This is a genomic window from Humibacter sp. (assembly GCF_035547335.1).
Lineage (GTDB): Bacteria > Actinomycetota > Actinomycetes > Actinomycetales > Microbacteriaceae > Humibacter.
On the sequence record NZ_DASZVF010000007.1, the window covers coordinates 43,007 to 67,409 of the forward strand.

General features: G+C 68.3%; 21 protein-coding genes and 2 tRNA genes. 11 read left to right on the forward strand and 12 right to left on the reverse strand.

The genetic code is table 11. The features are described 5' to 3' along the window. Nucleotides 1-13: 13 nt before the first annotated feature. Nucleotides 14-87: transfer RNA gene (locus tag VHB92_RS01705), tRNA-Ile, on the forward strand. A gap of 27 nt (nucleotides 88-114) precedes the next feature. On the opposite strand, the gene VHB92_RS01710 is transcribed toward VHB92_RS01705, so the two are convergent. After that, nucleotides 115-465: a metalloregulator ArsR/SmtB family transcription factor gene (locus VHB92_RS01710; RefSeq protein WP_325450737.1), complete on the reverse strand. Its 351-nt coding sequence runs from the start codon at nucleotides 463-465 to the stop codon at nucleotides 115-117. 207 nt (nucleotides 466-672) lie between these two features. Between VHB92_RS01710 and VHB92_RS01715 the strand changes: the two genes are divergently transcribed. The 6 genes from VHB92_RS01715 (at nucleotide 673) to VHB92_RS01740 (ending at nucleotide 9,672) form a co-directional block, all read left to right on the forward strand. Then, nucleotides 673-1,077: an arsenate reductase ArsC gene (locus VHB92_RS01715; protein WP_325450739.1), complete on the forward strand. Its 405-nt coding sequence runs from the start codon at nucleotides 673-675 to the stop codon at nucleotides 1,075-1,077. Nucleotides 1,078-1,115: 38 nt separating this feature from the next. Continuing rightward, complete coding sequence (locus VHB92_RS01720) at nucleotides 1,116-1,625, forward strand: GNAT family N-acetyltransferase (protein ID WP_325450742.1); 510 nt, start codon at nucleotides 1,116-1,118, stop codon at nucleotides 1,623-1,625. A 1,259-nt stretch (nucleotides 1,626-2,884) separates the two neighbouring features. Next, nucleotides 2,885-4,186, forward strand: coding sequence for an alpha/beta hydrolase (locus tag VHB92_RS01725; RefSeq protein ID WP_325450744.1), 1,302 nt, complete (start codon nucleotides 2,885-2,887; stop codon nucleotides 4,184-4,186). Continuing rightward, entirely contained in the window at nucleotides 4,183-6,702 is a 2,520-nt protein-coding gene (locus tag VHB92_RS01730) for a DUF2156 domain-containing protein (protein WP_325450746.1), read from the forward strand. The genes VHB92_RS01725 and VHB92_RS01730 overlap by 4 nt, the downstream gene beginning before the upstream one ends. A 209-nt stretch (nucleotides 6,703-6,911) precedes the next feature. Beyond that, entirely contained in the window at nucleotides 6,912-8,633 is a 1,722-nt protein-coding gene (locus VHB92_RS01735; RefSeq protein ID WP_325450748.1) for a bifunctional 3'-5' exonuclease/DNA polymerase, read from the forward strand. A 193-nt stretch (nucleotides 8,634-8,826) separates the two neighbouring features. After that, entirely contained in the window at nucleotides 8,827-9,672 is an 846-nt protein-coding gene (locus VHB92_RS01740; protein ID WP_325450750.1) for a DUF1684 domain-containing protein, read from the forward strand. Between the two features lie 288 nt (nucleotides 9,673-9,960). Here VHB92_RS01740 and VHB92_RS01745 read toward each other — a convergent pair whose 3' ends face one another. The 5 genes from VHB92_RS01745 to VHB92_RS01765 form a co-directional block, all read right to left on the reverse strand. Continuing rightward, nucleotides 9,961-11,235 (reverse strand): RNA polymerase sigma factor, encoded by a 1,275-nt coding sequence (locus VHB92_RS01745; protein WP_325450752.1) that lies wholly within the window; start codon nucleotides 11,233-11,235, stop codon nucleotides 9,961-9,963. Beyond that, the gene (locus tag VHB92_RS01750) at nucleotides 11,232-11,636 is read right to left on the reverse strand and encodes a YciI family protein (RefSeq protein WP_325450754.1); all 405 of its coding nucleotides are present in this window, start codon (nucleotides 11,634-11,636) and stop codon (nucleotides 11,232-11,234) included. Before VHB92_RS01750 ends, VHB92_RS01745 begins: the two co-directional genes overlap by 4 nt. Nucleotides 11,637-11,688: 52 nt before the next feature. After that, nucleotides 11,689-12,963 carry an MFS transporter gene (locus VHB92_RS01755; protein ID WP_325450755.1) on the reverse strand — a complete coding sequence of 425 codons (1,275 nt, stop codon included), beginning with the start codon at nucleotides 12,961-12,963 and terminating at the stop codon, nucleotides 11,689-11,691. After that, a complete protein-coding gene (locus VHB92_RS01760; RefSeq protein ID WP_325450757.1) occupies nucleotides 12,960-13,517 on the reverse strand; it encodes a helix-turn-helix domain-containing protein in 558 nt (185 codons plus the stop codon). Before VHB92_RS01760 ends, VHB92_RS01755 begins: the two co-directional genes overlap by 4 nt. Before the next feature lie 107 nt (nucleotides 13,518-13,624). Further along, entirely contained in the window at nucleotides 13,625-14,248 is a 624-nt protein-coding gene (locus VHB92_RS01765) for a PadR family transcriptional regulator (protein ID WP_325450759.1), read from the reverse strand. 300 nt (nucleotides 14,249-14,548) lie between these two features. Between VHB92_RS01765 and VHB92_RS01770 the strand changes: the two genes are divergently transcribed. Next, entirely contained in the window at nucleotides 14,549-15,052 is a 504-nt protein-coding gene (locus VHB92_RS01770) for a DUF3145 domain-containing protein (RefSeq protein WP_325450761.1), read from the forward strand. A 219-nt stretch (nucleotides 15,053-15,271) separates the two neighbouring features. On the opposite strand, the gene VHB92_RS01775 is transcribed toward VHB92_RS01770, so the two are convergent. From VHB92_RS01775 to aceE, 6 genes are all read right to left on the reverse strand, one after another. Further along, nucleotides 15,272-16,510, reverse strand: coding sequence for a beta-ketoacyl-[acyl-carrier-protein] synthase family protein (locus VHB92_RS01775; RefSeq protein ID WP_325450763.1), 1,239 nt, complete (start codon nucleotides 16,508-16,510; stop codon nucleotides 15,272-15,274). 96 nt (nucleotides 16,511-16,606) lie between these two features. Further along, nucleotides 16,607-16,855, reverse strand: a complete 249-nt coding sequence (locus VHB92_RS01780) for an acyl carrier protein (protein WP_325450765.1) — start codon at nucleotides 16,853-16,855, stop codon at nucleotides 16,607-16,609. A gap of 127 nt (nucleotides 16,856-16,982) precedes the next feature. Beyond that, nucleotides 16,983-17,987, reverse strand: a complete 1,005-nt coding sequence (locus VHB92_RS01785; protein WP_325450767.1) for a beta-ketoacyl-ACP synthase III — start codon at nucleotides 17,985-17,987, stop codon at nucleotides 16,983-16,985. Nucleotides 17,988-17,991: 4 nt separating this feature from the next. Next, the gene (locus tag VHB92_RS01790) at nucleotides 17,992-18,924 is read right to left on the reverse strand and encodes an ACP S-malonyltransferase (protein ID WP_325450769.1); all 933 of its coding nucleotides are present in this window, start codon (nucleotides 18,922-18,924) and stop codon (nucleotides 17,992-17,994) included. A 107-nt stretch (nucleotides 18,925-19,031) separates the two neighbouring features. Beyond that, nucleotides 19,032-20,234 (reverse strand): helix-turn-helix domain-containing protein, encoded by a 1,203-nt coding sequence (locus VHB92_RS01795; protein WP_325450771.1) that lies wholly within the window; start codon nucleotides 20,232-20,234, stop codon nucleotides 19,032-19,034. Nucleotides 20,235-20,245: 11 nt separating this feature from the next. Beyond that, the gene (aceE, locus tag VHB92_RS01800) at nucleotides 20,246-22,972 is read right to left on the reverse strand and encodes a pyruvate dehydrogenase (acetyl-transferring), homodimeric type (RefSeq protein WP_325450773.1); all 2,727 of its coding nucleotides are present in this window, start codon (nucleotides 22,970-22,972) and stop codon (nucleotides 20,246-20,248) included. A 209-nt stretch (nucleotides 22,973-23,181) separates the two neighbouring features. Here aceE and VHB92_RS01805 point away from each other — a divergent pair, with 209 nt between their 5' ends. From VHB92_RS01805 to VHB92_RS01815, 3 genes are all read left to right on the forward strand, one after another. Then, a complete protein-coding gene (locus tag VHB92_RS01805; RefSeq protein WP_325450775.1) occupies nucleotides 23,182-23,649 on the forward strand; it encodes a peroxiredoxin in 468 nt (155 codons plus the stop codon). Between the two features lie 106 nt (nucleotides 23,650-23,755). Next, nucleotides 23,756-23,828: transfer RNA gene (locus VHB92_RS01810), tRNA-Val, on the forward strand. A 379-nt stretch (nucleotides 23,829-24,207) separates the two neighbouring features. Continuing rightward, nucleotides 24,208-24,403 (forward strand): hypothetical protein (locus VHB92_RS01815; protein WP_325450777.1); only part of this gene is annotated, 196 nt, incomplete at its 3' end.

Genomic DNA, 24,403 nt, shown 5'->3' on the forward strand with positions numbered 1-24,403 from the left:
GCGGCATTCGCAAGGGGCGGTAGCTCAGCTGGTTAGAGCATCGGACTCATAATCCGCCGGTCACGGGTTCAAGTCCCGTCCGCCCTACTTTCGCTTCGATTCAGACCGTGGCATTCACACCGTGGCCAGCAGACCGGCGACGGCGTCGAGTGCGCCGGGAACGAGCCGGTAGTAGTGCCAGGTGCCGCGTTTGGTCACGGTGAGGTATCCCGCGTCGACGAGCACCTTCAGGTGGTGCGATACCGTGGGCTGGCTCAGCCGGAGGGGGCCGGTGAGATCGCACACGCATGCTTCGCTGTCTGCGTGCGCGGCCACCATCGACACCAGGCGCAGCCGGGCAGGGTCCGCCAATGCCTTCAGGGACTTGGCAAGCGACTCCGCGTTGGCGGTGTCGATCGGCTCGCGCGCGATCGGCGCGCAGCATGCCTGCAGGTCGCGGATCGGCAGGAGTTCGGTGACGGACATGACATCAGTGTCGCACATACATTGACAAGGGTCGATGTTTAATCGGAGACTGCCCCTGATCGACATCCGTCGATGGAAGGAGGGCTGACGATGAACGATTGTTGTGACCCCGAAGAGGGCTGCTGCGAGCCTGGCTGCTGCTGACCCCCTCGGCCGGCCGCCACGAAACGGTGACGGCCGGTACACACGTATTGACTGGAGGAAGCGATGACGGAGAAGCCCATCGTGCTGTTCGTCTGCGTTCACAACGCCGGTCGTTCCCAGATGGCAGCCGGCTACCTCGCTTCTTCGGCACCGGGCCGCGTGGATGTCCGCTCGGCCGGCTCACAACCAGGGGACAGGGTCAACCCGGTAGCCGCAGCAGCCATGGCCGAAGATGGTATCGACATCGCCGCCTGCAGGCCACGATTGCTCGACGTCGACGACGTGCGCGTCGCAGACATCGTGATCACCATGGGCTGTGGTGACGCGTGTCCCGTGTTTCCCGGCAAGCGCTACGAGAATTGGGATCTCGCCGACCCCGCCGGGCTGCCTCTCGAGAAGGTGCGCCCGATCCGGGACGAGATCCGCCGTCGTGTCGAGGCGCTGATCGCACAGCTTTACCCCGCATAGCAGGCCCACTACTCTCGACCCACCGGAAGGAAGGCGACATGGCGCTCATCGTGCGGCCGATGCAGGTCGACGACTGGCCCGCGGTGCAGCGGATATATCAGCAGGGCATCGACACGGGGAATGCCACGTTCGAGGCCCGGCCGCCCAGCTGGGCCGAGTTCGACGGCGCCAAGGTCGGCAGCCCGCGCCTGGTGGCCGAGCGGGACGGCCGGGTTGCCGGTTGGGTTGCCGCCTCACGAGTGTCCTCGCGCTGCGTCTACGAGGGCGTCGTCGAGCATTCCATCTATGTTGCCGAGGACGAGCGCGGCCAGGGCACCGGCCGCGCCCTGCTCGACGCGTTCGTGACGGCGGCGGAAGCCGAAGGCATCTGGACGGTGCAGTCGGGCATCTTCCCCGAGAACGAAGCAAGCCTCGCGCTGCACGCCGCCACCGGATTCCGCACGGTCGGGATCCGGCAGCGTGTCGGCAAGATGGGATACGGGCCCTATGCCGGTCAGTGGCGCGACGTGGTGATGATCGAACGACGCAGCACCATCGCGGGCCAGTAATACCGCAGGCGGGCACACGACAACCAACGGAGGCGCGGTGCGTTCATCCAAACCCATTCCCGGCAATCCATGGCCGCACGACATGCAGATCACGGTGATGGATGACTCACAGGCCCTACTGGAGCTCTTGTGGCTGCGCGAGGCGTGGGGCCTGGATCCGGTCGGCGAGGATCTTCCGCCGCGACTTGTCGACACACCGTCTCCTGTGGATGGGGCGGCCCGATCCGCTGCTCCTCTCGGTATGTGGCGAGAGAAATGGCCAGAGCTGTGGCGTGAATGTCTTCACCACAGCGCTGAACCCCTAGACCTGGACGCGCTGGAACGCTTGCATGCATCCGAACCGGGGTCGGACGAACGGGGCCGATTGCTGCGCGAGCTGGCCGGCCCATCCTGGCGCGAGGACGTGGGACCGGATGCCCTCACAGAACAGATCGCGCAATGGATGCGTAGGCTGTCCGAGCAGCACGTCCGAAGGAGTCGATTGCCTGCATCTGAGCAGCCCGAGCATGCCGCCCTGGACGCACTGATTCCGGCATGGAGATCGGGACTGACGACGATCGTGGAGATCCCGTGCCGAGGCACATACACGAGAGTCATCGGCAGCCGCGCTCTCCTCGTCACGAGCGAGACCCGGTCCGACCCGGCCCGCTATCGAGAGGCTCTTGCGGTCTTTCCGTGAATCTGTAGTTCGCCCCGATCACTCCGTAGTCGGCGTCGTCCGAGCTGCCATCCGCAGAAGGAACGATGTTCAGCCTCGTCACGGCTTCATCCTTGCACCGCAGGGCTCGACCGCATTCAGTGCTGTGGCCGCCTCCAGTTCGGGTCGGGAGGCGGCCACAGTACAGGGGGAGATATTCGGTTCTAAAGCGGTTCGGGTTCCGCCTGAATCCATCGTCGCTCACCAAGCTCAGGCGGGCGCCGATGACTGCTCAAGAGCGCCTCAGGGTTGCCTACGCCGATCACGGCTTGCGCTGGATTGGGCCTGTGCCGGCGCGGCGCCTGGCACACATTGCACCGGCGCTGCTGGTTCATGCCGGTCATGGAGATCGCTCGACGGCATCGAGCACCAGGCAGCACAGGCGATGGATGCCTGGCGCTGAGAGCACTCTCACGTGGCGGCTCGTCCCTGCGTTCCCGCTGTCTGCGTCATGGGGGTCACCTGGCACATTCCTGAAGCGGCCGCTCAGCCGAGCGGGAGCCGCTTGAGGGCCGACCAGAATCGGTCTTCTGCCCCATGAGCTGCGGAGAGAGCCGGAGGGATGAGCATGCTGCACGCGGTGATGACGCTGCGCGTCGACAAGCCTCCTTTCCTCATCGCGGTGACCGTGCTGGCGGGCGTCGGTCTGCTGATTCTTCTCGTGCGGCGGTACTCGATCCGGTCGGCAGCCGTCGCCATTGCCGTCGCCGTGCTCGGCACGGTGGTGGGCGGCGTACTCGGCTGGCTGACGAGCGATGTGTGGCAGGTCTTCGGCCTCCCGCTCACGGTCGTCACTCGCGCCTGGATCGCCTGCGGTGTCGGCGCACTGGCGGTCGCAGCGTGGAGCGTCGTGACCCGTCCATGGTGGCGGCGTGCGGTGGCTGTTGTCTGCATCCCACTGTTCCTGCTGACCTCGGCCGCCTGGATCAACGTCGATTTCGGCGCTTACCGCGACCTGACCGACGCGCTCGGCATCGACCCGTACCCCGCGCTCGCGCTGCACCATCAGTCGCGGGCGACGGCTCCTCAGAATCCGCGGCTGGGCAGTGAGTGGACCGCACCCCAAGGCCTTCCGAGGCACGGCGAGATCGGGCATGTGCAGATCCCCGCGACGCTGTCGCACTTCGCCGCGCGACCCGCGATCGTCTACCTGCCTCCCGCCGCCCTGGTGGCGCATCCGCCCACGCTTCCCGTGATCGAGATGTTTTCCGGCCAGCCAGGCACCCCGGCGGACATGACGTCCGCGGCTGGGGTCGGACGGTATCTCGACCGGTACGCCGAACGGCACCAGGGCCTCGCGCCGATCGTCGTGGTGCCGGACCAATTGAGCAGGCCCGAGCACAACCCGATGTGCGTGGACTCGCCGCTCGGCGACTCGGCGACGTACCTCACGCGAGACGTGCCCGACTGGATCCGATCCCACCTGAACGTGGGCACAACCCGCTTCTCGTGGGTCGTCGCCGGATACTCTCAGGGCGGTACGTGCTCCATGCAGTTCGGTGCGGGCGACCCGCAGCTGTTCGGCTCCATCGTGGACGTCTCAGGCGAGGTGGCGCCGACCATCGGCACCGGCACGCTCGCGCAGGGCTTCGGCGGGTCCGAATCCGCCTACCAGGATGCCAGCCCTCTCCACCTCCTGAAGGCGCACGCACCGTACGACACCTGGGCCGTCTTCGGGTACGGGACCGCCGACAGCAAGTTCGGGCCGGGCCTGCTGCGCACGGCAGCGGCAGCGAAGGCCGCTGGCATGACGGCGACGGTGATCCCCGCTGAGGGGAGCGGACACGACTGGAACACGGTGCGCACGGTCTTGTCCCGCGCTCTGCCATTGCTCTGCGACCACCTCGGGCTGGGGACGAAGTGACGGACGACACTGCTGCGGGAGAGACGAGGGCCGGCGTACTCACGCTGCGGCGCGTGCTGGACGCCGCGGTGCGCATCCCGTTTACGATCGTGTACCTCGCAACCGTGGGCTCGGGAACGATCGCCCTCTGGCTGTCGGCAGGCATGGGGATGTCCGTCAGGCGAGAGCTCGCCACCGGCTTCAAGCCCTTGGCGCTGTGGGGCCATTGGTGGAGTCCCGTGACCTCCCTGCTCGTCGCCGACGACGCCGTCGGTCTCGTGGTCGCTCTCGGCGTCGGAGCGGTCGCGCTCGGCATCAGCGAGCGCCGCATGGGCACCGCCCGCACCGTCATCGCCTTCTTCGCGACGGCGATCGCGGCCGACGTCGTCGGTGCGACGGTGCAGGCCTTGCTCGGATACGCCGGCGGCATGTGGGACGGCGGTGTGCGGGCATCTCTCGTGCTCGACCCGCTCACCGGTGTGGCCGGTGCCGTGATGACGGCGAGCGCCTTCGTGACGGCTCGAACCCGACGACGGATGCGTGTGCTCACCGTCGTCGTCACGGTGATGTTCCTGCTCTACCGCGGCGAACCCGTCGACGTGTACCGGTCGCTGGCCGTCGTGGTGGGCCTAGTGCTCGGAATCGCGCTGAGACCGGGCAGTCGTACAACGGAGTGGGCTCGCAGTTCGCATCACGAGGTGCGCGTCTTCATGGCCTCCGTCGTGGCGACGGGAGCCGCAGGACCGGTCATCGCCGCCATGTCGAGACATCCGCATGGTCTGCTCGCCCCCATCGCCATGCTTCTCGACGACGGGTCGGCCGTCGACCCTGCGGGGCTTCGCAGTTGCAGCGTGTACGCCGTCAGCCGCGCCTGCATGCACGCCATGACGCTCGAGCGAATCGGCTCGGTCGGCCCCATCGTGCTGAGCGTGCTTCCCCTCCTCGTGCTCGTCGTGGTCACCTGGGGGCTGGCGCGAGGGCGACGGTTCGCCTGGGGACTCGGCGTCGGCATGAACGTGGTGCTCGCCGTCTGCGCGGGGTATTACCTGGGATTCCTCCCGCATTCCGGCCTGCCCGGCGTCGACGCCGTACCGCACGGGGAATCCTGGGGCGTCGTCCTGACGCTCGGCGCCACCGTCGTCGCCCCGACGCTGACGGCGATCCTGCTGCTGGCGACCCGACGCAGTTTCAACGTTCCGCCGCCTCCGCGAGCGGTGCGACGCTATCTCGTCACGGTCACCGGTACGGCGCTCGCGCTCGTCGTCGTGTACATGGGCCTCGGTTGGGCGCTGCGCACCACGGCGTTCGACCGGCCCGTGAGCGTGGCGGATCTGGCGTTCGACGCCGTCGAGCGCTTCGTTCCGGTGGAGTTCCTGCACCGTGAGATCCCCGACTTCCTGCCGTCGTCGAAAGCCGGCGCGGTGTTGTACCACGGAGTGGGACCGGTGTTCTGGGCGGTCGTGGTGATCGCCGCCATCCCGCCACTGGTCGCCAGGGCCGCATCGTCGACGGCCGACGCGCAACGTGCGCGACGCATCCTCCAGACGCACGGCGGCGATCACATCGCTTTCATGTCCACCTGGCCGCTGACCTCGTATTGGTTCGGTGCGGACGGCGAAACCGCCATCGGCTACCGCCTTGTCGGCGGGGTCGCGATCACGATCGGCGCGGCCTTCGGCAGACCGGATGCCGTCGCTGACGCGATGACGGACTTCGCTCGGCACTGCGACGATCACGGCTGGACGCCGGCGTTCTACAGCGTCGACGCCGGGGACTGGGATGCGCACTTCGCGGCGATCGGCTGGGACAGGTTGGTCATCGCGGAGGAGGCGGTGATCGATGCGCGGGCCTGGTCGCCGAAAGGGCGGCGGTTTCAGGACATCCGCACGGCGGTCAACAGGGCACGCCGGGACGGGCTCGGCGTGGAGTGGACGAGCTGGACCGAGCTCTCGAGAGAGACGGCCGCGCAGATAGCTGACATCTCGGAGGAGTGGGTCGCCGGAAAGGAGCTGCCCGAGATGGGCTTCACACTCGGCGGCCTCGACGAGGTTCGCGACCGCGATGTCGCGCTCATGATCGCGCGCGCCTCGGACGGCACGGTCCAGGCCGCTACGAGCTGGATGCCCGGGTACCGTGACGGTCGCGTCGACGGCTGGACGCTGGACTTCATGCGGCGCCGAACGGACGGACCGAACGGTGTCATGGAGTACCTCATCGCGGCGACAGCCGAGCGGGCGCGCGATGACGGCCTGAGCTTCGTGAGCCTGTCCGCCGCGCCGTTGGCACGCTCTGCGCCGTCCGATGCCCGGCAGGGCACCCTCGAGAGGGTGCTCCGCCTCCTCGCGTCGTCGCTGGAGGCGATGTACGCCTTCGGCTCGCTTCTGGCATTCAAACGCAAGTTCCAGCCCGAGCTGCGGCCGCTTCTGCTGGCCTACCCGGATCCCGCTGCACTCCCCGCCATCGGACTCGCGCTCGCCCGGGCGTATCTTCCTGGATTCACCGTGCGCGACGCGGTTGCGCTGTTGCGCAGACAATGAGCGCCGACGAGGGAGGACGTCCCTAGGATCGAAGAGATGTTCGACCCGCTGGCCGTGAGCCGCCGCGGGTGTCCTTTCGTCCGCTGAAGCCGTATCGAGGTGCCATGGCAGAGTCCGCCGTGCCGGACAGCGACGCCGTGTATCGACTCGTCCGACACACGGCGCCCGCCGGGAGGTCCTCGAGCGGTCGACCAGGCACACCGGAGCCGGTGAGTTCCGGCCTTCGCGACGACTCCTGGGTGCCGGGAAGCTCCGACGTCCTCGTGACCGAGGTCACGGCTGCCGGTGCGGCGCTGCGTGACGAGCGGATCTCGCGCACGGAGTGGCCGGGCAGGGTGCACGAGCGTGAGACCGCGTCATCCGTGCGCCCGCGATGGACGTGGCGCAGTTCGCGTTCGTGGTACCCGTCGCTGCTGGCCGACGGAGTGCGCGTGGAACGCTGCTGGGACCTTGCGCTCTGCGGTGCGATCCTGCGGAGCGCCGAGGCGACGACGATGACGCCGCTTCACGGCGCGGCGCCGGCCTGGGGCGCAGAGGCGACCCCGGTCCAGGAGCCGGCAGGGCAGGCAGAGCTGTTCCGGCTCGATGAACCGTCGTCGGTTGCAGTGGAAGCCGACGAGCTCGACGAACTGCGGGCACAACTGGATGCCGTGGCATCCGTCTCGGACGACAGGGCGCGGTCGCGCCTGCGCCTGCTGCTGGCCGCGGAATCGGCGGGATCGCTGGCGGCGTCCGAGATGCGGCACGCCGGCATCCCGTGGCGTGAAGACGTCCATGACCGACTGCTGTCGAGCGCGCTCGGAACGCGGCATCCGTTCGGCGGTCGCCCGGAGCGCATGGAAGCACTGGCCGAGCAGATCCGGCGCGAACTGGATGCGCCTGCCCTGAACCCCGATTCGCCTGGCGAGCTCACCAAGGCGATGCAGCGCGCAGGCATCAACGTGACGAGTGCGCGGGCGTGGGAGCTGCGCGAGGTGCGTCACCCTGCGATGCCGGCTGTGCTGGAGTACAAGAAGCTGTCCAGGCTGCACACGGCGAACGGGTGGACGTGGCTGGCGACCTGGGTGCGCGATGGCCGGTTCCGGCCGGACTACGTTCCCGGCGGTGTGGTCACCGGGCGGTGGGCGACCAGCGGCGGCGGCGCGCTGCAGCTGCCCAAGCAAGTGCGCGCGGCCGTCGTCGCGGATCCCGGCTGGAAGCTCGTCGTGGCCGACGCAGCCCAGCTGGAGCCGCGCATCCTTGCCGGGCTCGCTCGCGACGAGCGGATGGCCGCGGCCGGCCGCGGCAGGGACCTCTACGACGGGCTCGTGGCATCCGGCATCGTCGACACGAGGCAGCACGCGAAGGTGGGGATGCTCGCCGCCATGTACGGAGGAACGACGGGCGACGGCGCGCGCGTGCTTCCGCGACTGGCGCGAGCGTTCCCGCTCGCCGTGGCGCTGGTCGCCGACGCGGCCGCGACCGGTGAACGCGGGGGAACCGTGAGCACGCTGCTCGGTCGCACCTCGCCGCCGCCGCCCGAGGAGTGGCTCGCCGCACAGCACGCGGCGTCGCTTCCGTCCTCGACGGCTGAGCAGGAGCGGCGGGCGCGCTCGCGTGCTCGCGACTGGGGGCGGTTCACACGCAACTTCATCGTGCAGGGCACAGCCGCGGAGTGGGCGCTGTGCTGGATGGCGGAGCTGCGCAACAGACTCACGTCGATCGTGGGCCAGGAGCAGGGGCTCGCTGCACCGCCGTTCGACCGCAGGCCCCACGTGGTCTACTTCCTGCACGACGAGGTCGTCGTCCACGCTCCGGCGTCCGTCGCGGACGAAACGGCCGACGCGGTCCGTCGATCGGCCGCGGAGGCCGGCCGGCTCCTCTTCGGCGACTTTCCCGTCGAGTTCCCGCTCAGCGTGGCCGTCGTGGACAGCTACGACCAGGCCAAGTGATCGGGGGACGAACGAGCGTGCCGCCGAGACGATCACGGATCCCGGTCGAGACGCGGCATATTCCGGGTGTCCGATCGGTTGGAAGACACAGCGACGGCGGGCATCATCGACTCGTCACGTCGCGCGATTCTTCACCAAAAGACACCCCGTCGGTGAACGGCCGCCGTGCCATGGAGTAGCAGAGGATAGAAGCATGACCGACACCGCAGCAGCGCCCGCGACAGATCCCGCCGAGCTCCTGGCGACGTTCCGTGAGCGGCGGGAGTACTCCGTCGTGCAACCGAACGGCAACCTCGCGCTGGTGAACACGCAGTGGATCACCGAGACGCAGCCCCAGCCCGTGTGGGGTGCCGCCGGACTCTGGTCGCCGCTGCCCGCCAGTGAATCGGGTCTCAAGGTGACGGCATCCGCTGCCGATGGCGTCGTCGTCGACGGCGAGGTCGTCGACGGCGAGGCCGTGGTGAGGGGCAAGGACACGGATGACCCGAGCACGATCGCCTTCAGCGACACCGTGACGGGAACGGTAATCGGCAACGAGGCAGGGGAGTACGCCCTGCGAGTCTGGGACACGCAGTCGGAGGGCATCCGGGAGTTCGGCTCGATCGACGCGTTCCCGTACAACCCGGAATGGGTCATCCAGGCGGTGTTCACGCCGGTTGAGGGGCTCTCGGTCGGGTTCGAGCACCTCAAAGACGAAGGCGCCACCCGTGAGATGGCGATTCCGGGGGAGATCACGTTCAGCAAGGACGGCATGGATTACAACCTCGCCGCGTTCAAGGCCGGGCGAGCGCTGCAGCTCGTGTTCTCGGATGCGACGAGCGGCGACGACACCTACTCCGTCGGCCGGTTCCTGTTCGTCGCGCCGAACCCGGACGGCAGCATCACCCTGGACTTCAACCGCGCCATCCTGCCGCCGTGCGCGTTCAGCTACGCGTTCAACTGCCCGATGCCGCCGCGGCAGAACCGGTTCGGCGTGCGCATCGAGGCGGGCGAGAAGAACGTGCTCAAGAAGGACGGGTCGCTACTGCACGAGTTCTGATCCGCACCTCCTGGGCCACGCCTGCTGACCCGCAGCGGCGCGCGCCACATCCATCACGTGCGCTGTCGGACAGATCAGGCCCGCCCCGAAATCAGGATGACCGGCCGGTCGGAGGCATATCGCCGATGAGCTCGCGCGTGTCCTGAATACGGCATGCCTGAATACGGCATGCCTGAATACGGCACGCCGGGCCTGTGCCTGGTCACCGAAGCCGTGGGTGTCAGAGCCGGCGGCATCGCATCGAGAGCCGGTGACATCGCATCGACGGCCGGCAGCGATCGTGCCGAATCAGGATGCCGGGTCCGAGCCGAGCGGGTCCGCGTCCGTCGCGCGCCGCAGGAGCTCGTAGCGTTCGCGTTCGTTGGACGTGAGCGAGGCCGCCGCGAGGAAGGACTGCCGCGCCTCAGAACGTCGGCCGAGCCGTTCCAGCAGGTCACCGCGCACGGCCGGGAGCAGAGCGTAGCCGGCCAGTGCGGCGTCCGACTGGAGCGGCTCCAGTGCCTCCAGTCCTGCGTCGGGCCCGTACGCCATACCCAGGGCAACGGCCCTGTTCAGCTCCACGACGGGTGTCGGCAGCCGGGCGACGAGCGCGTCGTAGAGGCCGGCGATCTGCTGCCAGTCCGTGTCGTCGGCGCTGGCGGCCCTGGCATGGCAGGCGGCGATCGCGGCCTGCAGCGCGTACGGCCCCCGCTGACCGCCCAGCGCGTCGGCGCGGTCGAGCGCCGCCAGTCCGTGGGCGATGAGAAGGCGGTCCCAGCGCATGCGGTCCTGGGCGGCGAGCGGCACGGCCGAGCCGTCCGGCGCGCGGCGGGCGGCGAAGCGCGATCCGTGCAACTCCATGAGTGCCACGAGAGCGTGCGCCTCTGCATGATCGGGGACCAGCTCGGCGAGCACGCGACCGAGCCGCATGGCCTCCTCCGCGAGCGTCGGACGCATCCATTCGTCGCCGAAGGTCGCGGCGTACCCCTCGTTGAACACGAGATAGACGACCTCGAGCACGGATGCCAGGCGCTCGTCGAACTCCGTGCGGTCGGGCACCTCGAACGGCACGTTGGCCGCCGAGAGCGCGCGTTTCGCCCTGGTGATGCGTTGACCGATCGTGGCGGACGGAACCAGGTACGCGTGCGCGATCTCCTCGGTGGAGAGTCCGCACAGCACCCGCAACGCAAGCGCCACCCGGGAGGCCGGCGGCAGCACGGGATGACAGCAGACGAACACCAGGCGCAGAAGGTCGTCGTCGATCCGGGTCTCGTCGGGTTCGTGCGCCTCGTCGACGCCGTTCTCGGCGGCAGCGATGAGCGCGTACTTCTCCGCAGCTCGTTCGTCGCGACGCCACGCGTCGATGGCTCTGCGCTTGGCGACCGACGTGAGCCAGGCGGCGGGATTGCGCGGGATGCCCGTGCGCGGCCACGACTGCATCGCCTCCACCAGGGCATCCTGCGCGAGGTCCTCGGCTCTGCCGAGATCCCCGACCATCCTCGCCAGGGTGGCGACGACCTTGGCGGCCTCCAGCCGCCACACCGTCTCGATCTCGCGCGCGACGGTCGATCGTTCCGTGCTCATTCGCCCGGATGCCGCCACAGCGTCCCCCTCACCGGCGTCGTGTACGGCGGTGAGCCCGTTCCGCCCAGCTCCAGCACGCGGTGCACCTCGATGCGTCCCCTACCCAGCGGGCTGCGCCTTGCCCACTCCATGGCTTCCTCCCGGGAGGCGACCTGAACGATCCAGACCGCGGTCGGCGAGTCGCCCATGTGGTGCTCGCCGTAGTCGACGGCGTCGTCGTCTCCCGTGCAGTCCACCACGACGCCCTCGTCCGGCGCCAGCCGTTCTCCGGCGAGCAGCACTCCGGCCTTCGCCAGCCGCTCGTCGAACTGCTCCACCGATTGCCATCCCGCGAGACTGTCGTCCACGCCACCCTCAGCGCTCTCCGGTCCGGATGCCCGCAGCATCAGCATGTACTTCATCCCACGTCCTCAGCCCATCGCGCTCGAGCCGCTCGGCTCGCATCCGCGCTCGTCATGACGTCGAAGGAGGGGCCCCGTTTTCGACAGGCGCCGGCCGGTTCCGCTCGGATCCGCCGACCAGCTGCGGCGATCCTGCCGTTCGTCTTCCGCGTCGGCCGATCATCACGATGCCGGCGAGCAGATACAGACAGCCCTGGATCTCCAGCAGCGGCAGCAGACCCGACGCCGGCTGCAGAACTCCGGCCGCCACGAGCCCCAAACCCTGCCCGATCGCGTTCACGAGCCCGTACGCGGCGAACGCCGACCCTCGATCGTGTGCCGTCGTCTGGATCACGCTGATGTAGCCGGTAGCCAGAAGCAGCCCAGGCGCACCCACGAGCACGAACAGCACGACATACGGCCACGGCTCCGTCGTCGCGGCCGGGAGGTTCCACACCACGAGCGAGAGCACGCCGAACGCGATGGCCCCGATGACGGCCAGGCGCCGCGGACGAGTCGCGATCGAGAACAGCCCGAGCGCCGCGCCCGCCGCGATCGATCCGATCGCCTGGATGCCCCGCAGCAGCCCGACTTCCGCGTCCGATCCGTGCAGCGTATCGGTGACGAACAGCACGAAGAGCACGAGGAAGAGTCCCTGCGCCGCCGCGGCGAGCCCGATGGAGGCGAACGTCGTCCGCAGTCCGGCTTGCCGCAGGGCGTGCAGGACACCCGTTCGTCCCCGGATGGGCGCGGACGCGCCGGCATCCTCCTGCCCGCTCCTCGCGTCACGCGGCGCGCTCCAGAGCAGTGCAGCGGCGATCACGAAGCTCGCCACGTCAGCAGCGACCACGACGTCGAGGCGGCCGAAGGCCAACAGCGCGCCGCCGAGCGGACCGCCGACCAGTCGCCCGACGTTCTGCGCGAGTCCGACGAGGGCGTTCGCGCTCACGAGCCGGTCGGGCGGCACCAGTTCTGGCAGCCACGAGTCCTTGGCCGGCTCGAAGATCGCCGAGCAGGATGCCTGCAGCACGATCACGCCGTACAGCACTCCGACCTGGTCCGCGCTGCGCACCACGAGCAGGGGTGCGACGGCGGCCGCCTGCACGAGCGAGACGACAACGAGCAGCACCCTGCGATCGAAGCGCACGATGAGCCTCGCTGCGACCGGAGCGAGCAGCACAGCGGGCGCGAGTTCGAGGAGGAACGCGAGCGATGTGCCGAGTGCGGAACCCGTGAGCCGGTAGATCACGAGCGGGAGGGCGACGAACAGCATCCAGTCGCCACTGTCGGACACGAAACCCGCCAGCAGCACGCGCGCGAAGACGGGGGAGCGCAGCGCGGAGTTCACGATCCGGCACCGGGTGACGGCTTGGGCAGCGCGAGGAGGGACAGATTCACCGTCGCGGCGTCATCGGGCGCCCCGTCACGCACCGCGCCGATGTACGGGCGCACGATGTCGTCGATGCGCTGGATGATCTGCGAGAGCTCCGCCGGTGTCACGCGCAGACCGTAGTGCGCATGGACATCCGTTTCGCGCCACGCGTCGTCGAGGCGTGACCTGTCGCGCAGGTACTGCCGTGCGGCCTGGTAGTCGGCCTGGACGGATGCGGCGAAGAGCTCGTCGGAACCGCCGGCGTTCGGATCGATGGTGAATCCGGTGATCGTCGCGCGCCAGCGCCGTTCCCTGCCGTCCTGCGAGGGGTCGTCCTCGACGAGCCCGAGCCCGGCCAGCACGCGCAGATGGTAACTGCAGTTCGACGGGTTGTCGCCGATGGCCCTGGCGCACTGGGACGCCGTCGCGGGTCCGTCGCTCATCAGATGCCCGAGCAGATCGAGGCGAACCGGATGCGCCAGCGCTGCGACCGCGCGCGGATCGTCGAGCGTGACCCTCTTCTCCTGCATCGCCGTCCCTTCTGAAAGACCGTTTCAGAATAGGCGGAGCACGGTCGGTCTGCAATGCTCTTTCAGAATTGCCCCCAGCGATGGGGCCGCACGCACAGCGGGATGACTCACACCGCGACGGTTGTGTCGGGTCCTTCGGCGACAGCCGAACGTGCCGGGCGTCCTCGCTTCGGCGGCGTCGCATCCAGCGCAACCGGCCTGCGTGCAGCTTCGGGCGCCCGCCGGAGCGTCTCGACGACGTGCGCGAGCCAGCGCACCTCCGCCTCGGCCTGGAACACTCGGGCGTCCCGCGCGAGGATGCCCGCGAGGTCGGCGGCATCCAGCGCGTCGTCCGGGCGTCGCTGCGCGGCCTTCAGTGCCGTGAGCACCGCCTCGCTTGCGGCACGCTGCTCATCGACCATCCGGCTCGCATCCGCTCCGGAGAGAGTCGTGACCAGGGCGATCTTCTCGGCCAGCTCGTCGCGGGCGGGAGCGGGCTCGAGCGTGGAGTGCAGCCACAAGCGCACGGCTGCGCGGCCCGCAGTCGTGATCTCGTAGAAGACGTGGCCCTGATCGTCGGCGCCGCCCTTGACCACCTGCCCGTCGCGCTCCAGCCGGTCGAGCGTGCTGTACACCTGGCCGACGTTCAGGGGCCACGACGATCCGGTGCGCCGATCGAATTCGGATCGCAACTGGTATCCGTAGCACGGCCCTTGGTCCAGGATCGCGAGCAGACACTGGCGTACCGACATGGGACTCCTCATTGACGGGATCACGCTGACGAGATGGCGCTGACGAGATCGGAAGGGCCGAGCGGCGTGAACCGCCCGGAAGCCGTAAATGCGTACCCGGCATTCATATCCGGCACGAGCGTCTACGTCAACGGAACGCGCCGCGCGAATCACAGTCTTGTGATTCCGCGGCTCACCGGGGGATAATGCCCGTGTCGGCGTTCCGCGCCGAGACGCAGGGTACGGTCCACGCGATCGAGCCCTCGGATGAACCGTTCAGTGGTCGTAGGGGAAGACGCACCACATCGAACGGAGGACTCCATGGCGTCAATACAGGCCAGGGGAGTGCTATTCGTGCACTCCTCTCCTCGTGCGCTCTGCCCCCACGTGGAGTGGTCGGTCGGCCGCGCACTCGAACGTCCCGTCAACTTCCACTGGCAGGACCAGCCCGTGCTGCCCGGCGCCCTGAGAACCGAGTTCTTCTGGGAGGGCGAGCGGGGCAGCGCCGCGCGCATCGCGTCTGGCTTGCTCGGCTGGCAGCACCTGCGCTTCGAGGTGACCGAAGACGCAGGACTGGGCGCCGACGGCGGGAGGTGGATCCACACACCGGCTCTCGGGATTTTCCACGCCCAGACCGACACGGCGGGCAACACGGTGATCCCCGAGGACCGCATCCGCTACGCGATGGAGCTGGCCGGTCCCAATCCGCTCGACCTGCAGCGCGAGCTGCGCCTCGCGCTCGGCCAGGCCTGGGACGACGAGCTGGAGCCGTTCAGGCACGCGAGCGACGATGCACCCGTCGTCTGGCTGCACAAGGTAGGCTGACCGGCTCTGGAGCGCTCGGGGCCGGCCTGTCGGGGCGGACAAGACGATTTCGACCCTTCGCCCTGACCGCTGAGCTCCTACCGCCGGACCCCGGGCATGACGGGCCCAGGCAGGCCACAGTTCCGGGGGGAAGCAAATGCCGGAGAGCCATCGGGCTCTCCGGCATTTGCGTGACAGGGAAGCTACGGACGCTCCATCGGGTGCGGCCAGCCGCACGGCTCAGTCGAGGCTGCGGAACGCGACGACGGCGTTGTGCCCTCCGAAGCCGAACGAGTTGGAGACCGCGAGCTGCGGCCCGTCACCGAGCGGCTGAGCGGTGCCGGAGACGGACAGCGGGATCTCGGGATCCTGCGTCGTGATGTTGATGGTGGGCGGCGCGACCCTGTCGCGCAGCGCGAGCACCGTGAACACCGCCTCGAGCGCGCCGGTGCCACCCAGCAGGTGACCCGTCGACGCCTTCGTGGCCGACGTCGGGATCGAGTCGACCCGGTCGCCGAACACCGACCGCAGCGCCACATACTCGGCGATGTCGCCCACGGGGGTGCTCGTGGCGTGCGCATTGATGTGCGTGACCTCGTCGGGCTGCGCGCCCGCCTGCTCCAGCGCCTCGAGCAGCGCCCGTCGCGCTCCCTTACCCTCTGGATCGTTCGCGGTGATGTGATACGCGTCGGCCGTCACGCCTCCGCCGGCGAGCTCTGCGTAGATGCGCGCCCCACGGGCCAGAGCGTGCTCCTCGGTCTCCAGCACGAGACTGGCCGCGCCCTCGCCCATGACGAAGCCGTCACGGTCGACGCTGTAGGGCCGGGAGGCGTGCTCGGGATCGTCGTTCCGCTTCGACATCGCCTGAGCGGAGGCGAAGGCCGCCATCGTGATGGGGTGCACCGCCGACTCGGAGCCGCCCGCGATCACGACGTCGGCGAGGCCGAGCTGCAGATGCTCGTAGGCGTTGGCGATCGACTCCGTGCTGGATGCGCAAGCGGATGCCACGGTGCGGGCGAACGCGCGCGCCTCGAAGTGCATCGAGACGGCGGCGGACGGCGCGTTCGGCATGAGCATCGGGACGGTCAGCGGCATGACCCGCCGCGGACCGCGTTCGCGAAGCGTGTCCCAGGCGTTCAGAAGCGTCCACATTCCGCCGATGCCGGTCGCGTAGTCGACGCCGAGCCGGTCGGGATCGACCTCGGGTGCCCCGGCGTCCTCCCACGCTTCCTTCGCGGAGACGAGGGCGAACTGCGACACCGGGTCGAGCCGCTTCGCGACGGGGCGCTCGAGCACCTCCTCGGGCCGCACCTTCGCCTCTGCGGCGAACGTGATCGGCAGCTCGTACTTCTCCACCCACTCGTGCTCGAGAGTGTGGGTTCCGGAGTCGCCTGCCAGCAGTGCGTTCCAACTCTCCACGGCGGTACCGCCCAGCGGCGAGCTCGCACCGACGCCCGTGACGACGATCTTCTTGCTCATGTGCTTCCCGAACTTCAGGCGCGCCAGGGCGCTGCATCGTATTTCGTGGACAACGGAGAACGTCGGCGCGGCAGAACGCGCCACGCCGACGTGGGATCAGGCCTGTGCGTTGACGATGAAGTCGACGGCGTCACCGACGGTCTTGAGGTTCTTCACCTCTTCGTCCGGGATCTTCACGTCGAACTTGTCCTCGGCGTTGACCACGATCGTCATCATCGAGATCGAGTCGATGTCGAGGTCGTCGGTGAAGGACTTGTCCGGCTCGACCGTGTCGGTCGCGATGCCGGTCTCGTCGTTGATGAGCTCGGCCAGACCGGCCAGGACCTCTTCACGGGATAGTGCCATTGGTTGTATCTCCTTGGGATTCGGTGACAGCAGAACAGTCTAAGTCCGATGGTGCGTGCGCCAGCGATCACGCCGGCGCACGGCTCTCTTCAGTTGTGGAGTGGCGAAGCCGCGGCAGGCCGTCTGTTCAGGGCAGCACGACGACCTGCGCCCCGAAGACGAGGCCGGCGCCGAAGCCGATTTGAAGTGCGAGCCTGCCGCTCAGCTCCGGATGCTCCTCCAGCAGCCGGTGGGCTGCCAGTGGGATCGAGGCGGCAGAGGTGTTTCCCGTCGTCTCGATGTCGCGGGCGATCACGACGCTCTCCGGCAGCTTGAGCTGCTTGGCGAACTCGTCGATGATGCGCATGTTGGCCTGGTGGGGAACGAACGCGGCGAGGTCGTCCGGCGTGATGCCTGCCGCCTCGATGGCCTGCCTGGCCACCTTCGCCATCTCCCACACCGCCCAGCGGAACACGGATGGCCCGTCCTGCCGCAGCGTCGGCCAGCCTGCCTCGCCGTCGCGGAACTCCACGAGCGTGTGGTCCATGCCGACCGTGTCCGCCTTGGATCCATCCGATCCCCAGACAGTCGGCCCGATGCCGGGCTCGTCGCTCGGGCCGATCACGGCGGCCCCGGCTCCGTCTCCGAGCAGGAACGAGATGCTGCGGTCGGCGGGGTCGACGACGTCGGACAGCTTCTCGGCGCCGACGACGAGCGCGTAGTGCGCGGCACCGGCGCGGATGAGCGCGTCGGCCTGGGCGATCGCGTAGGCGTACCCGGCGCATGCGGCGTTGAGGTCGTATGCGGCTGCGGGGTTCGCTCCCACCCGATCGGCGACGACGGCGGACATCGACGGCGTCTGCTGCATGTTGCTGATGGTGGCGATCAGCACGAGGTCGATCTCGGCCGGCGCGATGCCAGACCTGCGCACGGCCTCGCTGGCGGCCTCCGTCGCGAGGTCCACCGCGAGCACCTCGTGCGGTGCGCGGGTGCGCGTGATGATGCCGGTGCGCTGACGGATCCATTCGTCGGACGAATTGATCGGTCCGATGAGGTCATCGTTGGGCACGACGAGGCTGCCGCGGGCGGCGCCGAACGACAGGATGCGGGTGAACCGAGGCCCGACGGCCTGGTTCAGACGGGGAGTGCTCATGGGGTCAGGCATTGCTTTCTGCCGTAGCGGCGAGCAGTTCGACCGCCGCAGGAACGTCGTCGGGTGTCTTGATCGCCACGGCGGGAACGCCCTTGAGGCCGCGCTTGGCGAGTCCAGTCAGGGCGCCACCGGGCGTGAGCTCGATGAGCCCGGTGATTCCGGCGGCTTCGAAGGATGCCATGCACAGATCCCAGCGCACCGGCGCCGCGACCTGCCGCACCATGAGGTCGAGGAAGCGTTCGCCGGACTCGACGGGCGAACCGTCGCTGTTCGTCCAGATGGGGAGCGTGGGGTCGTTCACGGTGAAACCGGTGGCCTCGGCGGCGAGTCCGTCTCGCGCAGGCTCCATGTAGTGCGTGTGGAAGGCGCCCGCCACCTGAAGCGGCACGACACGGGTTCCGCGCAACGGCTCCTCGCTCAGTCTGGAAAGCGCATCGAGCGCGCCCGCCACCACGATCTGGCCTCCGCCGTTGAAGTTGGCGGGCTCGAGGCCGAAGCCGGTGATGTGCTGGATGACCGCGTCGGGGTCGCCACCGAGCACGGCGCTCATGCCGGTCGACGCAGCGGCGGCCGCCTGTGCCATCAGGAGGGCACGAGAGCGCACGAAGCGCAGCGCGTCATCGTCGGAGAGGATGCCCGCTCCCGCGGCTGCCGCAGCCTCGCCGACCGAGTGTCCGGCGATGCCGCCGATGACGGCATCCGGCGCTGCCTCGCGCAGGGCACGTAAGGCGAGAAGGCTCGCGGCGACGATGAGCGGCTGGGCCAGCGCGGTGTCGCGAATGGTCTCGGCGTCGGACTCGGTCCCGTGCTTCACCAGATCGACACCCGTCACCTGGGAGTAGCGCTCGACGAGTGCACGGGATGCGTCATCGGCGAGCCACGGGGTGAGGAAACCGGGGGTTTGCGAGCCCTGTCCAGGGCAGGCGACGACAATCACCGTTCCAGTCTGCCGATCGTGCCGCGACGAGCCGTGTCGATATTCGATGAACTAACGCCGAATCCCTTGTCGGTGTCGTATAGAGCCGGCCCGCGGTCGGCTCGTGCTCAGCGGCGTCGGGTGACGTTGTCCGGCTCGTTGATGGAACCGACGATGAGGGCGGCCTGAAGGATGAGCGCCTCGCGAGCGCCAGTCGCATCCCAGCCGATGACATCCGTCACGCGCTTGAGCCGGTACCGCACCGTGTTCGGATGCACGAACAGCTCGCGTGCCGTCGCCTCGAGAGAGCGTCCGTTGTCGAGGTAGCTCCAGAGCGTGTTGAGCAGTTCGGGGGAGTGCGCCTGCAGCGGCCGGTAGATGCGGTTGACGAGGGTGCTCCTGGCCAGGGGATCGCCCGCGAAGGCCCGCTCGGGGAGCAGGTCGTCCGCGTGAACCGGACGAGGACAGTTGCGCCATCCCTTCGCCACCGCGAAGCCGGCGAGGGCGGCGCGGGCGCTCTTGGATGCGTCCACCAGCCCTGGCACCTCATGGCCGAGCACGAGATGGCCCGGTCCGAACCCTGGCTCGAGCTGCCGCGCGATCTCCATGAACCCGATCGAGTTGGATGGCCCGACCTCTTCCTGCTCGGTCGCCCGCGGCTGCGCGCGCCCGATCACGAGCACGAGGCGGGATCCCTGCACCCCGATCAGCACATCGGCGCTCATGTGCCGCGCGATGCGCCGCAACTGGTCGACGTCGAGTTGCTGGGGAGCCGTTCCGACCAGAACGCTGACCTCGCCGTGACCGTGCCAGCCCAGCGCGGCGATCCTACTCGGCAGCTCGTCGTCGTATTCGCCCGTGAGGATGGAGTCGACGACGAGCGCCTCGAGGCGGGCATCCCACAGTCCTCTGGCCTCGGCCGCCCGCGCGTAGACGTCGGCAGCGGCGAAGGCGATCTCGCGCGAGTACAGCAGGATCGCCTCGCCGAGGTCCTCGTTGCCGCTGGCGCGGACCCGGTCCTCGACCACCTCGACGACCACCCGGATGAGCTGCAGCGTCTGCTGCAGCGACACGGAGCGCAACAGCTCGCGGGGAGCCGCGCCGAACACGTCGGCGGCGATCCACGGCGTGGACCGCGGGTCGTCGAACCACGAGATGAACGACGTGATGCCGGCCTGTGCGACGAGTCCCACCGCAGACCGCCGCCCCGGCGGCATCTCGCTGTACCAGGGCAGCGTGTCTTCGAGCCGCTTGAGCGTCGCCGTCGCGAGCTCACCCGAGATCTTGCGCAGCCAGGCGAGTGTCTCCTCTTTGCTCCTCGGCTTCGCCACGCCCGGTTGCCTTAGCTCTCCCCGCCGGCGACTCCCGTGGTGCCGGCGTTGACGTCGAAGAGCCGGTACCGCTCGATCGCCTGCGCGGGCGCCGACGGATCGACCTCGCCGCGCGCGGCGAGGAGCTCGAGCGTGCGCACCACCATCGAGGGTCCGTCGATCTTGAAGAAGCGGCGGGCGGCGGCGCGGGTGTCGGAGAACCCGAAGTCGTCGGCTCCGAGCGTCGCGAACTCGCCAGGCACGTATGCGCGGATCTGGTCGGGCACCGCGTGCATGTAGTCGGTGGTCGCGATGAACGGCCCCTGCGCGCCGGCCAGCTTGCTCGTCACATACGGAACGCGCTTCTCCTCCTCCGGGTGGAGGAAGTTGTGCTCGTCGGCTGCCAGGCCGTCGCGCCGCAGCTCCGTCCAGCTCGTCACGCTCCAGACATCCGCACGCACGCCCCAGTCGCTCGCGAGCAGCTCCTGGGCCTCGATGGCCCACGGAACGGCGACACCGGATGCCATGAGCTGCGCCCGCGGTCCGTCGCCCTCAGCGCTGCGCAGCTTGTACAGACCGCGAACGACTCCTTCGACGTCGAGGTTCTCCGGCTCGGCCGGCTGCACCATGGGCTCGTTGTACACCGTCAGGTAGTACATGACGTTCGGGTCCGGATGGTTTCCGCCGTACATCCGCTCGATGCCGGCCCGCACGATGTGGCCGATCTCGTATCCGTAAGCGGGGTCGTAGCTGACGACGGCGGGGTTGGTCGCGGCGAGCATGTGGGAATGCCCGTCCGCGTGCTGCAGGCCCTCGCCGGTCAGCGTCGTGCGGCCGGCGGTCGCGCCCATGATGAACCCGCGGGCCATCTGGTCGCCCGCCGCCCACATGGCGTCACCCGTGCGCTGGAAGCCGAACATCGAATAGAACACGTAGACGGGGATCAGCGGTTCGCCGTGCGTGGCGTAGGACGTTCCCACGTTCGTGAACGCGGCCATCGCGCCGGCCTCGTTGATGCCGACGTGGATGATCTGACCCTGGGGGCTCTCCTTGTAGGAGAGCAGGAGCTCGCGGTCGACCGACGTGTAGTGCTGCCCGTTCGGGTTGTAGATCTTGGCGTTCGGGAAGAACGCGTCGATGCCGAACGTGCGCGCCTCGTCGGGGATGATCGGGACGATGCGGTGCCCGAATCCCTTCGCACGCAGCAGATCCTTCAGCAGGCGCACGAAGGCCATCGTCGTGGCGACCTCCTGCGTGCCCGAGCCCTTCTTCGAGATGGCATAGGCCGACTCGTCGGGCAGCGGGATCTGCGTGTACTTCGACCTGCGCTCCGGCAGGAAACCGCCGAGCGCGCGACGGCGCTCGAGCATGTACTGGATCGCCTCGTCGTTCTCGCCCGGGTTGTAGTACGGGGGGAGGTACGGGTTCTCGGCGAGCTGGTCATCCGTGATCGGGATGTGCATGGCGTCGCGGAACTTCTTGAGGTCGTCCAGCGTCATCTTCTTCATCTGGTGCGTCGCGTTGCGCCCCTCGAAGTGCGGACCGAGGCCGTAGCCCTTGATGGTCTTCGCGATGATGACGGTCGGCTGGCCCTTGTGCTCCATGGCCGCCTTGAACGCGGCGTACACCTTGCGGTAGTCGTGGCCGCCGCGCTTGAGGTTCCAGATCTGCTCGTCGCTGTAGTCCTTGACCAGCTCGAGGGCGCGCGGATCCTTGCCGAAGAAGTGCTCGCGCACGTACGCGCCGCTCTCCGCCTTGTAGGTCTGGTAGTCGCCGTCCGGCGTGGTGTTCATGATGTTGAGCAGGGCGCCCTCGGTGTCGCGCCTGAGGAGGTCGTCCCACTCGCGGCCCCAGATCACCTTGATCACGTTCCACCCGGCACCGCGGAAGAAGCTCTCCAGCTCCTGGATGATCTTGCCGTTGCCGCGCACAGGTCCGTCCAGGCGCTGGAGGTTGGCGTTGATCACGAACGTGAGGTTGTCGAGCCCTTCGTTGGCTGCCACCTGGAGCTGGCCGCGGCTCTCCACCTCGTCCATCTCGCCGTCGCCGAGGAACGCCCACACGTGCTGGTCCGAGGCATCCTTGATGCCGCGGTTGGTCAGGTACTTGTTGACCTGCGCCTGGTAGATCGCGTTGATCGGTCCGAGACCCATCGACACCGTGGGGAACTGCCAGAACTCGGGCATGAGACGCGGGTGCGGGTAGGACGACAGCCCGTTGGGCGCGTGCGACTTCTCCTGCCGGAAGCCGTCCAGCTGATCGGCGGTAAGGCGACCCTCGAGGAACGCGCGGGCGTACGGGCCGGGGGATGCGTGCCCCTGGATGAAGATCTGGTCGCCTCCGCCCGGGTGGTCCTGCCCGCGGAAGAAGTGGTTGAACCCCACCTCGTACAGCGCGGCACTCGACGCGTAGGTGGAGATGTGACCGCCGACGGCGATCCCGGGGCGCTGTGCGCGGTGGACGAGAATCGCGGCGTTCCATCTGATCCACGCCCGGTAGCGGCGCTCGATCTCTTCGTCACCCGGGAAGTGGGGCTCGTTCTCCGGCGCGATGGTGTTGATGTAGTCCGTCGTGGGGACCATCGGCACGCCGAGGTGGAGCTCCTTCGACCGCTTCAGCAGGTTCAGCATGATCTCGCGCGCACGCTGACGACCTTCCGCCGCCACCAACGCGTCGAGGGACTCCTGCCATTCGCCGGTCTCCTCAGGGTCCGAGTCGATGTAGTTCACCGAATACGGGTCCTGGTCGTTGACAGTCACCGCGACCTCTTTCTTTGTGTGGATCGATCGTGGGCGGCAGCCGACCCTGTCGGGTTGCGACAGTCGGCGCGCCGTAGGCCAGCCTAGCGACGTTGTCGGGCCGCCGCGGATCGGTGCCGGGTACGCGGGTCTATGCTGTCGTACCGTGCGCGGCCGCAGGCACGCGCGCGACGGATGGCGGCGACTCTCGCCTCGCGGAAGGAGAAATGGTGGCTCTGGAGAACGACACCCAGGCACCCGATTTCGAACTGCCGAACCAGTTCGGCGAGCACGTGCGCCTCAGCGACTATCGCGGAAAGAGCGCGGTCGCCCTGGTGTTCTTTCCGCTCGCGTTCTCCGGCACCTGCACGGGCGAGCTGTGCGAGCTGCGGGACAATCTCGAGATCTTCCGGGCCGACGGCGTCGAGCTGATCGGCATCTCGGTCGACTCCAAGTTCACCCTTCGCGCCTGGGCCGAGCACGAGGCCTACCGATTCACGCTGCTCAGCGACTTCTGGCCGCATGGAGACACGGCCAAGCAGTACGGCGTCTTCCTCGAGGACAAGGGGTTCGCGAACCGCGCGACGTTCCTCATCGACACCGACGGGATCATCCGCGAGAGCTTCATCACGGCACCGGGTGAGGCGCGCACGCTCGAGGCGTACCGCATCGCACTCGACGAGCTGAAGGCCGCCTGACTCGCACGCTGCGCCCGGCCCGACCCGTTCGCTACGGCAGGCCTGACTCGCACGCTGCCCGGGCCGACCCATCCCCTCCGCCGTGTCTGGATAGACTTCACGCCAGGGGCCTTTAGCTCAGTTGGTAGAGCGCCACGTTTACACCGTGGATGTCGTCGGTTCGATCCCGGCAGGGCCCACCTTCGAATCTCGTGCGCTGCCACCAGCAAGAGGTCCGTCGTCGTTCTGGCCTGTGAAGAGGTATGCGATCGGCACCTCGAGTAGCTGCGCAGCCATATAGATCTCATCCGACGACCAACCGCGTTCTCCGCGTAGTCGCCGGCTCATGCCCGCGGGATCCACCCGTAGCCTGGTGGACAACCACTTTGCGGTGAGCTTGCGTTCCCACAGAAGCTGGTGCACTCGCCGCCCGATCGCCTCGTCCATGCTCAGGACGACAACCGCATCCGTTTCCGTTTCAGCTTGTTTAGCCACGTTGCAATATTGCCCACAACGTGCCAAAACGTCAAGGCGTGTCGCAATTGACATGCTTGCCAAAATGGCAATAGCGTGCGAGACATGCCAAAACGACAAGTCGATGACGATGAGACAAGAGTCGATGCTTCCTACGTGGAGCGCAAGCTCGGCATCTCACGTTCCACACGACTTCGCCTCGAGGACGACGGAGTCCTCAATCCGGTCCGCCTAACGCCGAGCTCGCACCGACGCTACACAAAGGCGGAGGTAGACGCGCTTGCCAAGGGTCAGGTGTCGC

Excerpts from the sequence above, each read along its gene's own strand:
- VHB92_RS01770 (WP_325450761.1), top strand. The coding sequence starts at position 14,549 with ATGGCGTCAATACAGGCCAGGGGAGTGCTATTCGTGCACTCCTCTCCT.
- VHB92_RS01710 (WP_325450737.1), bottom strand. The coding sequence starts at position 465 with ATGTCCGTCACCGAACTCCTGCCGATCCGCGACCTGCAGGCATGCTGC.
- VHB92_RS01745 (WP_325450752.1), bottom strand. The coding sequence starts at position 11,235 with ATGAGCACGGAACGATCGACCGTCGCGCGCGAGATCGAGACGGTGTGG.
- VHB92_RS01750 (WP_325450754.1), bottom strand. The coding sequence starts at position 11,636 with ATGAAGTACATGCTGATGCTGCGGGCATCCGGACCGGAGAGCGCTGAG.
- VHB92_RS01720 (WP_325450742.1), top strand. The coding sequence starts at position 1,116 with ATGGCGCTCATCGTGCGGCCGATGCAGGTCGACGACTGGCCCGCGGTG.
- VHB92_RS01785 (WP_325450767.1), bottom strand. The coding sequence starts at position 17,987 with ATGAGCACTCCCCGTCTGAACCAGGCCGTCGGGCCTCGGTTCACCCGC.
- VHB92_RS01760 (WP_325450757.1), bottom strand. The coding sequence starts at position 13,517 with ATGCAGGAGAAGAGGGTCACGCTCGACGATCCGCGCGCGGTCGCAGCG.
- VHB92_RS01775 (WP_325450763.1), bottom strand. The coding sequence starts at position 16,510 with ATGAGCAAGAAGATCGTCGTCACGGGCGTCGGTGCGAGCTCGCCGCTG.
- VHB92_RS01780 (WP_325450765.1), bottom strand. The coding sequence starts at position 16,855 with ATGGCACTATCCCGTGAAGAGGTCCTGGCCGGTCTGGCCGAGCTCATC.
- VHB92_RS01740 (WP_325450750.1), top strand. The coding sequence starts at position 8,827 with ATGACCGACACCGCAGCAGCGCCCGCGACAGATCCCGCCGAGCTCCTG.
- VHB92_RS01765 (WP_325450759.1), bottom strand. The coding sequence starts at position 14,248 with ATGTCGGTACGCCAGTGTCTGCTCGCGATCCTGGACCAAGGGCCGTGC.
- VHB92_RS01725 (WP_325450744.1), top strand. The coding sequence starts at position 2,885 with ATGAGCATGCTGCACGCGGTGATGACGCTGCGCGTCGACAAGCCTCCT.
- VHB92_RS01715 (WP_325450739.1), top strand. The coding sequence starts at position 673 with ATGACGGAGAAGCCCATCGTGCTGTTCGTCTGCGTTCACAACGCCGGT.